This is a genomic window from Tellurirhabdus rosea (assembly GCF_026278345.1).
Taxonomy (GTDB): domain Bacteria; phylum Bacteroidota; class Bacteroidia; order Cytophagales; family Spirosomataceae; genus Tellurirhabdus; species Tellurirhabdus rosea.
The window spans coordinates 2,719,575-2,734,708 of record NZ_CP111085.1 but is presented as its reverse complement, the minus strand read 5'-3'; the positions used below and the strand labels follow the sequence as shown (position 1 = coordinate 2,734,708).

Annotated in this window: 15 protein-coding genes; 11 read left to right on the top strand and 4 right to left on the bottom strand. The window is 55.3% G+C overall.

Translation table 11 applies throughout. The annotated features are described in order from the left end of the window. Nucleotides 1-39: 39 nt before the first annotated feature. Together ORG26_RS11465 and ORG26_RS11460 are read right to left on the bottom strand one after the other, a co-directional pair. Complete coding sequence (locus ORG26_RS11465) at nucleotides 40-771, bottom strand: copper homeostasis protein CutC (protein ID WP_266369235.1); 732 nt, start codon at nucleotides 769-771, stop codon at nucleotides 40-42. 5 nt (nucleotides 772-776) lie between these two features. Next, complete coding sequence (locus ORG26_RS11460; protein WP_266369233.1) at nucleotides 777-1,496, bottom strand: TetR/AcrR family transcriptional regulator; 720 nt, start codon at nucleotides 1,494-1,496, stop codon at nucleotides 777-779. A gap of 149 nt (nucleotides 1,497-1,645) precedes the next feature. On the opposite strand from ORG26_RS11460, the gene ORG26_RS11455 reads away from it, so the two are divergent. The 3 genes from ORG26_RS11455 (at nucleotide 1,646) to ORG26_RS11445 (ending at nucleotide 4,310) form a co-directional block, all read left to right on the top strand. Next, nucleotides 1,646-3,094: an NADP-dependent isocitrate dehydrogenase gene (locus ORG26_RS11455; RefSeq protein ID WP_266369232.1), complete on the top strand. Its 1,449-nt coding sequence runs from the start codon at nucleotides 1,646-1,648 to the stop codon at nucleotides 3,092-3,094. Further along, nucleotides 3,078-3,941, top strand: coding sequence for a DUF6671 family protein (locus tag ORG26_RS11450; RefSeq protein WP_266369230.1), 864 nt, complete (start codon nucleotides 3,078-3,080; stop codon nucleotides 3,939-3,941). The genes ORG26_RS11455 and ORG26_RS11450 overlap by 17 nt, the downstream gene beginning before the upstream one ends. Before the next feature lie 147 nt (nucleotides 3,942-4,088). After that, nucleotides 4,089-4,310, top strand: coding sequence for a DUF2795 domain-containing protein (locus ORG26_RS11445; protein WP_009284883.1), 222 nt, complete (start codon nucleotides 4,089-4,091; stop codon nucleotides 4,308-4,310). Nucleotides 4,311-4,436: 126 nt separating this feature from the next. Here the strand turns inward: ORG26_RS11445 and ORG26_RS11440 are convergent, their stop codons facing one another. Then, a complete protein-coding gene (locus tag ORG26_RS11440) occupies nucleotides 4,437-4,880 on the bottom strand; it encodes a sterol desaturase family protein (RefSeq protein ID WP_266369228.1) in 444 nt (147 codons plus the stop codon). 184 nt (nucleotides 4,881-5,064) lie between these two features. Here ORG26_RS11440 and ORG26_RS11435 point away from each other — a divergent pair, with 184 nt between their 5' ends. From ORG26_RS11435 to ORG26_RS11405, 7 genes are all read left to right on the top strand, one after another. Beyond that, nucleotides 5,065-5,715 (top strand): AlbA family DNA-binding domain-containing protein, encoded by a 651-nt coding sequence (locus tag ORG26_RS11435; protein WP_266369227.1) that lies wholly within the window; start codon nucleotides 5,065-5,067, stop codon nucleotides 5,713-5,715. A 110-nt stretch (nucleotides 5,716-5,825) separates the two neighbouring features. Then, nucleotides 5,826-6,683 carry a sugar phosphate isomerase/epimerase family protein gene (locus ORG26_RS11430; RefSeq protein WP_266369382.1) on the top strand — a complete coding sequence of 286 codons (858 nt, stop codon included), beginning with the start codon at nucleotides 5,826-5,828 and terminating at the stop codon, nucleotides 6,681-6,683. Nucleotides 6,684-6,892: 209 nt separating this feature from the next. Beyond that, the gene (locus ORG26_RS11425) at nucleotides 6,893-8,632 is read left to right on the top strand and encodes a tetratricopeptide repeat protein (protein ID WP_266369226.1); all 1,740 of its coding nucleotides are present in this window, start codon (nucleotides 6,893-6,895) and stop codon (nucleotides 8,630-8,632) included. A gap of 67 nt (nucleotides 8,633-8,699) precedes the next feature. Next, complete coding sequence (locus tag ORG26_RS11420) at nucleotides 8,700-9,473, top strand: lipoprotein insertase outer membrane protein LolB1 (protein ID WP_323134422.1); 774 nt, start codon at nucleotides 8,700-8,702, stop codon at nucleotides 9,471-9,473. A gap of 32 nt (nucleotides 9,474-9,505) precedes the next feature. Further along, nucleotides 9,506-10,957 (top strand): murein hydrolase activator EnvC family protein, encoded by a 1,452-nt coding sequence (locus tag ORG26_RS11415; RefSeq protein ID WP_323134421.1) that lies wholly within the window; start codon nucleotides 9,506-9,508, stop codon nucleotides 10,955-10,957. A gap of 89 nt (nucleotides 10,958-11,046) precedes the next feature. Beyond that, nucleotides 11,047-11,865 carry a 3-methyl-2-oxobutanoate hydroxymethyltransferase gene (panB, locus tag ORG26_RS11410; RefSeq protein WP_266369224.1) on the top strand — a complete coding sequence of 273 codons (819 nt, stop codon included), beginning with the start codon at nucleotides 11,047-11,049 and terminating at the stop codon, nucleotides 11,863-11,865. A gap of 65 nt (nucleotides 11,866-11,930) precedes the next feature. Further along, nucleotides 11,931-12,671, top strand: coding sequence for an RluA family pseudouridine synthase (locus ORG26_RS11405; RefSeq protein WP_323134420.1), 741 nt, complete (start codon nucleotides 11,931-11,933; stop codon nucleotides 12,669-12,671). Nucleotides 12,672-12,741: 70 nt separating this feature from the next. Here ORG26_RS11405 and ORG26_RS11400 read toward each other — a convergent pair whose 3' ends face one another. Further along, nucleotides 12,742-12,936, bottom strand: coding sequence for a hypothetical protein (locus ORG26_RS11400; RefSeq protein WP_266369222.1), 195 nt, complete (start codon nucleotides 12,934-12,936; stop codon nucleotides 12,742-12,744). A gap of 242 nt (nucleotides 12,937-13,178) precedes the next feature. Between ORG26_RS11400 and mutL the strand changes: the two genes are divergently transcribed. Continuing rightward, entirely contained in the window at nucleotides 13,179-15,113 is a 1,935-nt protein-coding gene (gene mutL / locus ORG26_RS11395; protein WP_266369221.1) for a DNA mismatch repair endonuclease MutL, read from the top strand. Nucleotides 15,114-15,134 lie beyond the last annotated feature (21 nt).

The window sequence follows — 15,134 nt, the reverse complement described above, 5'->3', positions numbered from 1 at the left end:
CGCCCCTCTACTCGCATTGAGGCGGAGCACGTTAAACCTTCAAATTTCAACCTTCAACCTTAACTGGCGAATCAGCGCCGGATCAGTGCCTAGCCGTTCGTATTCGTCCGGGACGACCGACGCCATGGTAAGACTGGGATGCCGGAACGTCATCGGGCTGGGTTCTACTTTTTTGCCGGTCAGGTGCAGGGCCTGTACGCCGGTGGCGGCAATCCGGGTGGCGTTCTGGGGAGTTACGCCCGCTCCGGCCATGATCTGGATGCGTCCTGCCGCCTGCTTTACGAGTTTTTCCAGCAGCAAAATGCCTTTTTCGGCGGAAGCCTGCTGACCGGACGTTAAAATCCGCTTCGCGCCCGTCCGGATAACGGCCTCCAGGGCTTCCTCCGGGTCGCGGCTCATGTCGAAGGCCCGATGAAACGTGACGGGCAGCGGATGAGCCAGCTCGACCAGCTCCCGGGTCCGTTCTTCATCAACCGTTCCGTCGGCGCGGAGCAGGCCAAAAACGAGCCCATCGACTTCACAGGCCCGGGCACTCCGCACGTCCCGCTGCATCACTTCAAATTCCAGATCGGTATACAGGAAATCCCCGCCCCGCGGCCGAATCATCACGTATAGTTCGATGACCAGCAGCTCGCGGGCGGCCTGAATGAGTCCGTAACTGGGCGTAGTGCCGCCTTCGGGCGCTCCGCCGCAGAGTTCAATCCGGTCGGCTCCGCTGTCCTGCGCGATTCGGCAGGAATCCAGCGAAAAAGCGCAAACTTCGACCTGCATGCCGCTTAATGAGCTCCGTTGCCGTTGTGTGCCAGCGCCGCCGCCTTCTTCAGGCCAATGGCTGAGTAAACCAGGTCCGTCAGGAAGGTGATCAGCTCGTCCTCATTTTTTGTATCCCCAAAATCGGTCAGCGAAGGCAGGTGCTGCATGAAAAACGCCTGATAATGGGCCATTTCGATCAGCGTGCTGGTGAGCGAGCGGGAATATTTATACTTCGGACTGCACTCGTGGATAATGTCCGCTATGTGCGCACAGAGGTCTTTGTACGGCTTAAACAACTGCTGTTTGTTGTCTTCCGTCACATGCTTGGTCAGGTACGCTTTGCTGGCTTCCTTGACCACCAGCTGGTGCAGCCCGAGGAACGTAATGTAGTCCTGCTGGGGCACGGGAGCCTCCTGCCGGAGCAGCAGCAGCCGGATGGCGACGTTCAGCTTCTCCGCCGGATCTTTCAGCGAATGGGTGAAGTAATTGAGCTGAAAGTCCATCCAGCGCCAATACCACGTAACCAGATAAACGAGCAGCCGGTGCTTGTTTTCGAAATACCGGTAGACGCTCGATTCGTTGGTATGCAGCCGGGTTGCCAGTTTTTTGAACGTAAATTCTTCGAAGCCAAGATCATTCAGAAGCTGGATGCTTTCCTGAACGATTCTCCGGCCAAGGGCTGACTGCTCCGGATCGCGGAGAAACAGATTCTCGTTGATCTTAACCGAGACTTTATATTCCATAACAAACAGAAGAGTTGACGCAACTATTGAACAAGACTTTCAAAGTTAACAAATGTTTTTTCAAAGTATATATTTTATTGATAAAAGTAAAGCTTTTATTTATGAAAAAATAAATACATTTGCCGGGCAATCACATAACGCCCATTCTGATGAAAACCCTAATCCCAGTAACAGTTGCTTACGGTGACGGCATCGGCCCGGAGATTATGGAGGCAACGCTCCGCATCCTGAACGCGGTGGAGGCACCGCTGACCTACGAAACCATTGAAATTGGCGAAAAGGTTTACCAGCGGGGCCTTTCGGCGGGTATTGAGCCGCAGGCGTGGGAGTCGCTGCGGCGCACAAAAGTCTTCCTGAAGGCCCCGATCACCACGCCGCAGGGCGGTGGCTTCAAAAGCCTCAACGTGACGACCCGCAAGATGCTGGGCCTGTACGCCAACGTCCGTCCGTGTGTGTCCTACCACCCTTTTGTGGATACCAAACACCCGAAAATGGACGTGGTCATTATTCGTGAAAATGAAGAAGACCTGTATGCGGGCATCGAACACCAGCAAACTGACGAAGTGGTGCAGTGTCTGAAAATTATCTCACGGCCCGGCTGCGAGAAGATTGTACGGTACGCCTTTGAATATGCCCGGCAATATAACCGCCGAAAAGTAACCTGCTTCACCAAGGACAATATCATGAAACTGACCGACGGCCTGTTTCATAAAGTCTTTGAAGAAGTGGCGGCCGAATACCCCGATATCGAGAACGAACACTGGATTATCGACATCGGCTCCGCCAAGATGGCCGATACGCCGGAGGCCTTCGACGTGATCGTGACGCCAAACCTGTACGGCGACGTCATCTCGGACATTGCGGCCCAGATTGCGGGTTCCGTCGGGCTGGCGGGCTCGGCCAACATCGGCCAGCAGTGCGCCATGTTTGAAGCTATCCACGGCTCGGCCCCGCGCCGGGCGGGCCAGAACGTGGCGAATCCGTCCGGGCTGCTGCTCGGGGCGGTTCAGATGCTGGTGTATCTAGGCTTGGCCGAAGAAGCGACAAAGGTGCATAACGCCTGGCTGAAGACCCTCGAAGACGGTATCCACACCTACGACATTTACAAGGAAGGAATCAGCCGCGAACAAGTCGGGACGAGGGAGTTTGCCGACGCCGTAATTGCCCGCCTGGGCCAGCAGCCGACGCAGCTGAAACCGGTGCAGTATACCGCCGCGGCGAAAAAAAGCATCACGGTGAATCTGAAGCAGACAACCGCGGCCCAGAAGGCTACGGTAGGCGTCGATATCTTTCTGCACTGGAAAAAAGGCAGTGCCGAGCAGCTCGGCGAATCGCTGAAAGACTTCCGGAACGGAGAACTGGGCCTGAACATGATTACCAACCGGGGCGTGAAGGTTTACCCGGGCGGCATTCCGGAGACGTTCTGCACCGACCACTGGCGCTGCCGGTTCACGACGGAAGAGTTCAGGCCGGTGACGTACCAGCAGATTCTGACACTGATGAGCGAAATCAACACGGCCGGTTTCGACATCATCAAGACGGAGAACCTGTGCACCTTCGATGGAAAACCCGCTTTTTCCCTTGGACAGGGACAATGAAGCAGACAGCGGTCCGGACCTTTTTCGGGGCCGGACCGTCGTCATTGCAACCATGCACGGCAAAGAGGCGGTCATCGCTTCGGCGCTGGAACAGGCCTTGGGGGTGAGGTGCCAACTTCCGGAAGGATTGAATACGGATGAGTTCGGAACATTCACAGGTGAAACAAAAAGGCCCGGGACGGCTCTCGAAGCGGCCCGGCTGAAACTTCGGAAAGCCCTGGCGCTGACCGGAGAGTCGGTCGGGGTGGCGAGCGAGGGGTCGTTTGGGCCTCACCCCTATTTCCCTTTTGTCGCCGCCGACCTCGAACTGCTGGTTTTTGCGGACTTGCGGAACAATCTGGAAATTACGGCGGAACACATCTCCACCCAAACCAATTTTGCCAGCCTCACGACGGCCTCACTCGACGAAGTTCTCCGGTTTGCCGAGGCCGCCCGCTTCCCTTCCCACGGGCTTATTCTCAAAGGCGAGGGGTTTCCGACCGTAAAAGGCCTGCACGACCCCGGTGAGCTACGGGCCCGGGCGGCCGCCTTTCTGCAGAAGCGGCCGGATATAACCGTTGAAACGGACATGCGGGCCCTGCATAACCCGACCCGGATGCAGGTGATTGCCGAATGCACCACCAAGCTGATCGAAAAGCTGGAAAGCCGCTGCCCGGCCTGCCGCTGTCCCGGCTTTGATAGGGTCGAGCGGATTCCGGGTCTTCCCTGCGGGCACTGTGGCCTGCCGACCCGGGGCATTCGTTCGGAGCTTTACCGCTGCGTTCGCTGTGGTTTCGGGCAGGAGAAAGTTCATCCCGGGGGCGAGCCTTGTGCCGACCCGATGTATTGCGATTTCTGCAATCCCTAACCCCTAAACATTTCGGAAAAATTGGCGTTTTAAGCGTATCTGAGCGGTTTTGTAAAGATTTTATATGAAAACTACTTGGATATTTATATTTTTTTAGTTTTGCACTCCTAACGACAATCAGTTGTCATACGTAAAGAAGAAACGCCTATGTATTGGACACTCGAATTGGCATCCTATCTGGAGGATGCCCCCTGGCCGGCAACAAAAGATGAATTAATCGACTATTCGATCCGCTCTGGCGCTCCGCTTGAAGTCGTGGAAAACCTGCAGGAACTGGAAGACGATGGTCAGCCGTACGAGAGTATTGAGGAGATTTGGCCTGATTATCCGACAAAGGATGATTTCTTCTTCAACGAAGACGAATACTAACCCAGCAGAAAAAAACCGGCACACTTGCCGGTTTTTTTCTGCTGGGGGTTTAGAGTTTAGAGTTGCTTCGCCTCAATTATAAGTCAGTAATGAGGCGAAGCAACTCTAAACCCTAAACTCTACCCCCTACCCCTTTTCATACTTCCTCGGCGCGTACAGGAATCCAAACGCTTCGGCTCCTTCTTTCACGTGGACTTTATGATGCACGTAATGGGCGCGGATGATGCGCTTCAGATACCGGTTCCGGGTGTTGAATTTGATCCGGACGCGCCGGTGTACGATAATGTCGTGGAACAGAAAATAAAAAATTCCGTAGAGGGTTACGCCGATGCCGATTGGGGCCAGAAACCATAAGGACGGAACCCGGCTGCCCACCACCACCGTTGCCACGGCGGTCAGGCTGAAGAGGACGCTGAACAGATCGTTTTTCTCCAGAACCTGCTTGTGATGGGTGTGATGAGATTGGTGCCAGCGCCACATAATTCCATGCATAATGTATTTGTGGGTGAACCAGGCGACGCCCTCCATGGTGACGAAGGTCAGCAGAACGATGGCAACGTTTACGTACATTTTTGTGTTACTTAAGTGTAGTCAGGTGATTGATAAGATAACCCGCTGTTTGCCGAACCGGTTACGAACTTCTGCGGAAATATCTGAAAATATTTTGGCGACAATCATTGCCTGATACCAAAAAACAGTACATTTATTCAACACAGGCCGTAAGGCAGTGGCTTAACGATTAGTGGCAAGACGGATGGACTACAGGGCACTCAGAGAACTGGTGAAACAGGGTGAGGGTACTCATTTGGAATTCAAATTGAAGTCTAATCATCCTGAACGCATTGTCCGTGAAATTGTCGCATTTGCCAACACCGAAGGCGGTGTGCTGCTGATCGGCATCGGCGACGACAAAAGCCTCTGCGGCTTGAAACACATTGATGAAGACGAGTTTCTGCTCGTCCGGGCCATCGAAAAATACTGCACGCCGGCGATCGACTACCGCCTGGAACGGGTGGCCCTCTCCGACGAACGCGATGTGCTGGTGATTCACGTCCCAGAAAGCCCGGTGAAGCCGCATTACGTTGTGCTGGGTCCCCTCGACGAAGACAAACGGGCTTACATCCGGGTGGCCGACAAATCGGTGCAGGCCAGCAAGGAGGTCCGCGAAATCCTGAAAGGCGAACGCATTTCCCGAAACATCCGGTTTACGTACGGCGATAAAGAACGGACGCTGATGCAGCACCTCGACCAGCACAGCAGCATTACGGTCGACCGGTTTGCCTCGCTGGCCAATATCCCGCGCCGCATGGCCTCCCGGACGCTGGTGCTGCTGGTGCTGGCCAACGTTCTGGAAATTCACCCGAACGAGATGGTCGACTACTTCACCGCCCGCGTCGGGGTCTGAACCGGCTTTTTTTCGGACAGAGCCCATCCGGGCAAGGACCATTCGAGCCGGTTCGGTAGAACCGGAGCCGTCTGCTCTTTACGGAAAACAAACCCTATCCTTTCCTGATGATGCGCAAACTGCTCTGCCTCCTCGCTTTATTCATGGTCCTCGGCGTCAATCCGGTGGGAGCCCAGGCCCGTAAAGGACTTTATACTTTTCCCATCGGTGTTCAGGCGTACACGTACCGGAACTGGTTTCCCAAAAACGTGGTCGCGACGCTCGATACCATCCAGAAACTGGGCATCACCGAAATGGAAGGAGGCGTGCCCAAAGGCATGGCGGCGGACGAATTCAAAAAACTGCTGAAAGAGCGGAATATCCGCATTCCGGCGACCGGCGCGGGGTACGAGGAAATCACCAAAGACCCGATGGCCGTGGTGCAGAAGGCCAAAGACCTGGGCGCTTCCTACGTCATGGTCGCCTGGATTCCGCACCAGAAGGGAAATTTCGATCTGAAAACGGCGCAGAAGGCGGTCGAGGATTTTAACCGGGTCGGAAAAGTGCTGAAAGACAACGGAATCACGTTCTGCTACCACAACCACGGCTACGAATTTCAGCCCCACGAAAACGGGACGCTTTTTGACTACATGGTCAAAAATACGAATCCTGAATACGTTTCCTTCGAACTGGACATCTTCTGGGCCCAGCATGGCGGAGCCGACCCGGTTGCCCTCCTCAACAAATACGGCAGCCGCTGGAAGCTGATGCACCTGAAGGACATGAAAAAAGGCATCAAAGGCGACCTGACCGGCGGCACGGCCCCGGAAAACGACGTCGTCCTCGGCGAAGGCCAGATTGACATTCCGGCGATTCTGAAAGCCGCCAAAAAAGCGGGTATTCAGCACTACTTCATTGAAGATGAAAGCAACAAGGAAGGAACGCAGGTGCCGATGAGCATTGCCTATCTGAAAAATCTGAAAGGCTAAACCGTTGTTTCCGATACAAAGCCGACGTAAATTGTCCTGAGGTACTGTTGGTATTTCAGGACATTTGGTTTCTACCGTATCTTTGTAGAGACCGCTTCGGATAGCCAAACAATAGTCCCACCGGGCTGACGTTTGAATAAGAGTAACCGCGCTGGCGGATTTCCATTATCAGAAACAGAGGACGTATGACGACCCCGGTGGCATACCGAATGAGTGGCAGGCTGCTGGCGGCAGCTTTTGGGCTGGCGTGCTGCCTGGCCCTGCCTGCGGACGCGCAACGGCGAAAAGCGCAGACCGAAAAAGATACTGCTGTGCATGGCGTGGAAGAATCGATCTTCACCGACGGCATGAAATACATGATGATGGACGAGCCCGCCAAAGCTGTTCCGCAGTTTGAAAAGGTAATCCAGCTGTATCCCCAGAATCCGGCGGCCTACTTTGCGCTGGCAACGGCCTTTCTGAAGCAGGGAAAAACCGCCGAGGCCCTCCCCCACGCCGTCAAGGCCGTGCAGATGAGCGGCGGAGCCAATAAATTTTATGTCCTCCAGCTGGCCGAACTCTACGTCAAACAGAAACGCTATGCCGATGCCGAAAAACTCTACGAAGAATTGATCCAGCGCAGTCCGGACAACATGGAATACGGCGTCGAACTGGCGGCGATTTACCTCTTCGATGACAAGCCGGACAAAGCCCTGGCCATGTACGACCGGGTCGAGAAGGCCCTCGGCATGAACGAAGAGATCAGCCGGCAGAAGCAGCGCATCTACCTCAAGCAGAACCGCCTCGACAAAGCCATTGAAGAAGCCGAGAAACTGGTGGCCTCCGAGCCGGGCGAAACGGACTACCTGCTCGAAGGCGCCGAACTGCTCATCTCCAACGCCCGGAACGAACAGGCCATCGGCTGGCTCGAAAAAGCCCTGAAAATCAACCCCGAACTGCCCCAGGCGCACGTGATGCTGGCCGAACTGTACCGGCGCAAGGGCGACCTTCAGCGGACAAGCCAGGAGCTGAATTACGTCTTCAGCAATCCGAACCTCGAAGCAGAATCCAAAGCCCGTATTCTGTCGAGCTACGTCAACATGGCGGGCAAGGACGAGAATGCGAAGCAAAACGCCATGAAACTGGCGGGCGAATTAGCCAAAGCCCATCCGGCCGATCCCCGTTCCCAGATCATCTATGCCGACCTGCTGATGCAGCAGAACAAAAAAGCGGAGGCTCGGGACTACTACATGCGGGCCGCCCGGCAGGATAAATCCATTTTTGAAGTGTGGGGCGCCATTATTCAGCTCGATAGCGAACTCAACCAGATGGACAGTCTGCTGGCCCATTCGGAGCAGGCACTGGAGATTTTCCCGAATCAGGGACTTTTCTGGTACTCCAGCGGCAATGCCCATTTGGCCAAACGAAATTACCAGGAGGCCGTCTCGGCGCTGGAAGAAGCCCGACGGCTGCTCGGTGCTGCGGCCAGCGAACAGACCGCCTCGCTGCTGCTGGCCGTCAATGCCCAGCTGGGAGATGCATTCAATGGCCTGGGCGACCATGCCCGTTCGGACGAAGCCTACGAACTGGTGCTGAAGTCGGACCCGAATTACGAGCATGTGCTCAACAATTACAGCTATTTCCTTTCTTTGCGGAAACAAAAGCTGCCGCTGGCCCTGCAATTGTCCGAACGATTGGTGGAACGGCACCAGACAAACGCTACGTATCTGGACACCCATGCCTGGGTGCTGTACGTCATGAAGGACTATACCAAAGCCCGGACGTTTCTGGAAAAAGCCCTGCAGGACCCCAAAGGCGTGAGCGGAACCATTCTGGAACATTACGGCGATGTCCTCTTCCAGCTGGGCGAACGCGAGAAGGCAGTGGAACAGTGGAAAAAAGCAAAACAAAAAGGCGAAACCAGCGACCGGCTGGACAAAAAAATCGCTACAGGACGAATTTATGAATAGATTTTGGGCCGGGCTGCTGTGCATTATCGTATTACTCAACTCGGAAGGTTGTCGAAGACGCAAAATCATGCGCAACGCTCCTCCCTCGCCCAGCGTGGCCGATACGATGGCGGTGGCACCGCCGGTTAGCAAACCCGACACCGTAGCGGCCGCCCCGGTACCTCCGTCGGTTGACCCCCGGCAGAATGTGGATCAGATTGATTTCAGGTACCTGACGGCCAAATCCAAGGTTTCGTTTAAAAGCAAGGAACAGGATATCAACAATGCCAACGTCAACCTGCGCATCCGGAACGATAGCCTGATGTGGCTGTCCATGACGGTGGCCGGTATTGAAGGCGCCCGTGCGCTCATTACGCCGGATTCGATTGTGATTGTGGACCGGATTCACCGGGAGTACTCCGTCTTCGACTACCCAACCCTGAGCCGCCGGTTCAACTTCAACCTGACCTACGACCTGCTTCAGTCCCTGATTGTCGGAAATCTCCCGCTGCCCAGAGAACCGGCGCAGAAGATCAAGAATGAAAAAGATCTGTTGCTGCTTCGGCAGGATGAGGGCAAGGTACGGGTCGAAAACTACATTGGAGAAGCAAACCGTAAGCTCAAAAAACTGCTGGTCGTCGAGCAGCCGACAAAGAACACGCTTACGCTTGATTATGAGGATTTTACGGTATTGAATAACTTCCTCTTTCCGTATACCAGTCTGGTGAAAGTCGATTACAAATCGGGGGCGGATGGCCAATTTTACCAGACCGTACTGGAAATACGGCATAATAAAGTCGAACTTACCGACAAAAATCCGGGCTTCCCGTTCAGTATCCCGGCAAAGTACGAACGCCGTTGACAGCGACAGGCGTGGAAAATGGTTTGTGGTTAGTGCTAAAGCGTAGGATTCAGGTGCAGGTAACTTGTCAACAGTCAAAGCGATATCGTGTCTTCTGGAAAGGCTTTCTCCTGCTGCTCTGCTGCCTTGGCCTGACGGCTCTTTCGACCGTGCTGGCCCAGACGCGCAGCCGTCAGCAGCTTGAAAAGGAAAAAAAGCAGAACCTCGAAAAAATGTCGCAGATCCGGACCATCCTGCGGCAGACGACCTCCCAGAAACGGGCCACCCTCGGCCAGTTGAAAGCCCTTGACCAGGAAATAAAAACGCAGGGCAAACGCATCAACCTGCTCAAGGAAGACGTCACCCTGATGAACTCCGAAATCCGGGAATTGCGTCAGACCAGCGAAAAACTCCAGGGCGATCTTCAGGACATGAAGAAAGAATACGCGGACATGATCTACCAGGCCGACAAACGGCGTCAGCAGGTCAATCCGCTGGGCTTTCTGTTTTCGGCCAATAGCTTCAACCAGCTGGTGGCCCGGTACCGGTATTTGCAGCAGTACTCCGAAGCCCGCGAGAGCCAGGTTCGGCAGATCGAAAAAGTGCAGGGCGAACTGCTGAGCAAGCGCGAAGCCACCGAGCGCAAAAAGAAACAGCAGCAATCGACCCTGACGGCCAGTCTGGAAGAAACCAAACGGCTCGAAACGCTGAAAGGCGAGAAGAACCGGGTCGCCCAGGAACTAAGCCAGAAAGAAATTGACCTCCGGACAGAACTGGCCGCCAGCCGCCAGGCCATCAACCAACTCGAATCGGCCATTACCGACATGATTCGCCGCGAAATCCGGGAGCGGGCCGAGCGCGAACGGCTGGCCCGTCTGGCCCGCGAACGCGCCGAACGGGAACGAATCGCCCGCGAGAAAGCGCTGGCCGCCGCTGCCCGCGAAAAAGCGGCCGAAAAAGCGTCGGATGCCGCTCCAGCCGCCAAACCGGCCGAATCCGAAGCCCGACCGGCAGAACCGGCCGTGGCAGAGACCCGCAAGACGGAAGCGCCCCGTTCGGCCTCGGGGATGAACGAAGCCGAAGTAGCCCTGGCGTCGTCTTTTGCCGCTTCGCGCAACCGTCTGCCGTGGCCTGTTTCACGTGGATTTGTCTCGGACCACTATGGCCGCAAGCCCCACCCCGTGCTGAGGGGCGTTTACGTGGAGAACCAGGGCATCGACATTCAGACGGGTTCCGGCGAGACGGTGCGGTCGGTTTATGATGGCGTGGTCCAGTACACAACCTATGTGACGGGCATGAACAACATTGTAGCCATTCAGCACGGCGATTATTACACGGTCTATGCCAAATTGAGAAACGTGTCGGTACAGGTCGGGCAGAAAGTAAAAGCCCGGGAGCCGATCGGCACCGTTGCCACGGACAAGGACGGCGTTTCCGAAGTGCAGTTTCAGATTTGGAAAAACACCAGTCGCCTCAACCCGGAGCCCTGGCTCATTCCCCGCTAAGAATTTTACCGTAACTTTGTCAGACTCATTCGTTACAATCCGTAGCGAACGGGTTTTTTATTACCCATTACCGTCAACTACTCCAAGGCATGTCCGTTCATAATCCCGATATCAAGCGCGTTACTACCCACGTTATTCAGGAACTGAAAAATAAAGGCGAAAAAATTTCGGCCCTCACCGCCTACGATTTTTCTATGGCCCGGATCGTGGATGCCGCGGGTGTGGAAATCATTCTGGTGGGCGATTCGGCCTCCAACGTCATGGCCGGACACGAAACTACCCTGCCCATCACGCTGGACCAGATGATCTACCACGCCCAGTCGGTGGTGCGGGCGGTCAAACGGGCGCTGGTGGTGGTGGATTTGCCGTTTGGCTCGTACCAGGGCAACTCGTCTGAGGCGCTGCGGTCGGCGATCCGGATTATGAAAGAGTCGGGAGCCCATGCCGTAAAAATGGAAGGCGGACTCGAAATCCGGGAGTCGATCATCCGGGTGCTGAGCGCCGGTGTTCCGGTGATGGGGCATCTGGGTCTGACGCCGCAGTCGATTTATAAATTTGGGACCTATACCGTGCGGGCCAAAGAAGAAGCCGAAGCCCAGAAGCTCATTGATGATGCCCGGATGCTGGAAGAAATAGGCTGTTTCAGCGTCGTGCTGGAAAAAATCCCCGCCACCCTCACCCGGCAGGTGTCGCAGAGCCTGACCATTCCGACCATCGGCATTGGTGCCGGACCGGACGCAGATGGCCAGATTCTTGTACTGCATGATCTGCTGGGGATTACCAAAGATTTTAAACCCCGTTTCCTGCGCCGTTACGCCGATCTGCATTCGGTCATGACGGACGCCATCGGAAATTACGTGGACGATGTAAAAGGACGCTCTTTCCCGAACGAAAACGAGGCGTATTGAGGTTAAACTACTGACAATTACAGGTTTCGTTTGTTCTTAAGGGGGCGGAAGCGTGAAGAATAGTTATGATGAAGAAGAAGAATAGTAAAGGGTACGTGGTGGTGTATGAAGACAACCACCTCATTGTGGTCAATAAAGAACCCGGCGTGCTGGTCCAGGGCGACCGGACGGGCGACGTGACGCTTTCGGATTTGGTCAAGGATTATATCCGGGAGAAATACAACAAACCCGGCGACGTGTTCCTCGGCACGGTTCACCGCCTCGACCGTCCCGTAAGCGGTCTGGTGGTTTTTGCCCGGACCTCGAAGGCGCTGGAGCGGATGAACGAAATTTTCCGGAAGCGGCAGGTGCAGAAAACGTATTGGGCCGTTTCACACCGGAAACCCGAGAAGGAGCGCGGCAAGCTGGTTCATTACCTGGTGAAGGACGAGAACAGCAATACCGTCAAGGCGCACGAGTATGAAGTGCCCGGTTCGCAGAAAGCTGAGCTGAACTACCGCCTCCTGGGTAGAATCAACGACCACTACCTCATCGAGGTGGAACCCATTACGGGGCGGCCGCACCAGATCCGGGTGCAGCTGGCGAGCATGGGCTGCCCCATCCGCGGCGACGTGAAGTACGGCCACCCGCGCGCCAACCAGAACGGCAGCATCAACCTTCACGCCCGGCGGTTGTATTTTGTCCACCCGGTGAAAAAAGAACCGCTGATCTGTAAGGCAGGAGTGCCCAACGATCCGTTCTGGGAAGAGTTTCTGGAACTTGATGATGAAGAGTACAAAGACAAGAACCTGGATTTCATCTACTGAAACCAGTCCGGACATACAAAAGGAGAGGATGGCTGCATAAGCTGTCCTCTTTTCCGTTAGCGGCAGCCGCTCAGAGGAGCGACTCTTCCTGCTGGTAGGTAAATGAAGAAGGCTTGGAAGCCGAAACGTCGGTCAGGAACTGATTGATAATCCGCTCCGTCATCTGAATAGCCCCTTGAATGGCTCCGAAAATGAGACAAACCGGCAAAATCAGCGGCAGAAAAAACAGCCACTGCAGGACCATGTAAAGTTTAGCATTTCTCATCTGCGTCATTGGGTTAGAGAGCTGATACAAGGACGTGGCGCCCCCCGATTCCGTTGCTTCTGGATTACCTTTTCCTTGTATGAGTTAATTCAAATTTAAAATTAGATTTATACTAAAACAAGTAAATGAACGAAATGATTTGAAAGGTTACAAAATATAGCCCAAAAGTGGGACCTGTTCTTCTAAAAAAATGTTACTTTGTTAAGCTAATTTGAGACCCGGTTTATCGGATAAATCCAACTATGTTAAATATAATTCAACTGCTCCCGGACTCGATCGCCAACCAGATTGCGGCCGGGGAGGTTGTGCAGCGGCCGGCTTCTGTGGTTAAGGAATTGCTCGAAAACTCGGTGGATGCGCAGGCCCGGTCGGTTCAGGTGATTATCCGGGAAGCGGGTAAAACGCTGATTCAGGTCATCGACGATGGCACCGGCATGTCGGAGACCGACGCCCGCATGTGCTTCGAACGCCACGCCACTTCGAAAATCCGGACGTCGGACGACCTGTTCCGCATCCGGACGATGGGTTTCCGGGGCGAGGCGATGGCTTCGATCGGGGCCGTGGCGCAGGTGGAGATGCGGACCCGCCGTTCGACGGAGGAACTCGGGACGCTCATCCGGCTGGAAGGCTCCGAACTCAAAACACAGGAGTCGATTTCGTGCCTGCCCGGAACAAACATCCTGGTCAAGAACCTGTTTTTTAACGTACCGGCCCGGCGGAACTTTCTTAAGTCCAATTCGGTGGAAATGCGGCACATCCTCGACGAGTTTCAGCGGGTCGCGCTGGCGAATCCGGAGGTGGCCTTTTCGCTTTATCATAACGATTCGGAGGTGTACAATCTGGCCAGCGGCAAACTCAGCCGGCGGATTGTGGACCTGTTTGGGAAGCCTTACCGCGAACAACTTGCCTTCTGTGAGGAAGAAACGCCCTACGTGAAAGTCCGCGGGTATATCGGGAAGCCGGAATTTGCCCGCAAGACGAGAGGCGAGCAGTTTTTCTTCGTCAATTCGCGGTTCATCAAGCACAACTACCTGCATCACGCGGTGGTAGGGGCTTATGAAGGAACGATCGCCGACGGAACGCACCCGTTTTATGTGCTTTTCATCGACATCGATCCCTCGCATATTGACATCAACATTCACCCGACCAAAACCGAAATCAAATTTGATGACGAGCGGTCGGTGTACGCCATCGTGATGGCTGCCGTGCGGAAGGCCGTAGGAATCTACAACCTGAGTCCGTCACTCGACTTCGACTCGAACGTCAATTTCCTGCCCGTTGGCTCACCGGGGAAACGTTCGGCAGAACCCGACGAAGGCATTTCCCGCTCCGGCCCGGCTGGCGGACCGCGTCCGGTCGAGCCGTCCTGGTCGATGCCGGAGCCGACCCGCACGGAGCGTTCGGGCGCCAATCGCCCGGTGCCGGATGCGCCCCTGCCGCGGCGGCAGTCGACCCAGAACTGGCAGGCTTTGTTTACGGGCTTTGAGAGTCCAGAACCGGCGCCGGTCAAACCGGAACTCCCCGTTTTTGACGAAACCGGAACGGCACCCGCTTCCGTGACGATGGGCAGCCGGGCCAACAACCTGGCCGCCCATCCCGTATCGGGAGAGGCCATTCAGTCGATGTTGCAGGTGCACAACCGGTACATTCTCTCTACGGTGAAGTCCGGTCTGATGGTCATCGACCAGCGGGGCGCCTACGAGCGGATTCTGTACGACCAGCTGCACGCGTCGCTGACCCGCCGCGACGGAGCTTCGCAGCAGCTGCTGTTTCCGAAAACGGTGACGGTATCGCCCGCTGATTTCGGGATGGCGCTGGAACTGCAGCACGAACTGACGAGCCTCGGGTTTGTTTTTGAAGAGTTCGGGCCGAATGTGTTCATCATCCGGGGCGTTCCGGCGCTATCGGTCGAGGAGAATGAGGAAGAGCTTTTTGCCGGTCTGCTGGCGCAGTTGCGGGAAGACACCGGCCGGCTGAAACTGGAGCGGGCGGAAGTGCTGGCCCGTTCGCTGGCCCGGCGGACGGCCAGCCGTCATCTGACCCGTTTGACGACGGCCGAAATGAAGGCGCTGGTGGATCAGTTGTTTGCCTCCAGCAATCCCGGTTACACGCCGGGAGGCGAGCCGATTACCACGGTTCTGGCGTTGGATAAGATTGCAGGCTTGTTTGGTGCTTAAATTTGTTTTTTTGGGATAAAA